Source organism: Streptomyces sp. NRRL S-37, from assembly GCF_000721605.1.
Classification (GTDB): Bacteria; Actinomycetota; Actinomycetes; order Streptomycetales; family Streptomycetaceae; genus Streptomyces.
The window spans coordinates 1-360 of record NZ_JOIZ01000127.1 but is presented as its reverse complement, the minus strand read 5'-3'; the positions used below and the strand labels follow the sequence as shown (position 1 = coordinate 360).

Sequence of the window (360 nt, the reverse complement as noted above, 5' to 3'; positions counted from 1 at the left end):
GTGTTCTTCCTCGACGTCCACGTAGTCCTCGAAGTGCACGGCCTGTGCCCAGTCGATGAGCTGGCTGGGGCTGGCGAGGCCGGCTGTGACCTTCTCCGCAGCGGCCAGGGCATGGCCACGACGGAAGGTGACGATCGATGCCGGTTCACCGCGCCGGGCCTTTCTGATGAGGTCGGAGAGCTCACCGTTCCAGTGCACAAGGTCTTCAAGGGGCCGGCTTCTGTTCGGGTCCATGTTCCCCATCCTGCTTGATGATCGGGACCGAGCAGGCGTGGTCTTGCGTCAGGTCGGAGCTGGTGTGACACGTCGAGGCTTTGTGCCGACTTTGTGGTGGGCGGGGCGCTTGTATGCCTTGCCGGT

General features: G+C 63.9%; 1 protein-coding gene. It reads right to left on the bottom strand.

What is annotated here, in order from left to right; all coding sequences use genetic code 11:
• Window positions 1-234: hypothetical protein (locus tag IH50_RS38500; protein WP_158801449.1), on the bottom strand; the 234-nt coding region annotated here is incomplete at its 3' end.
• Between the last annotated feature and the right edge of the window lie 126 nt (window positions 235-360).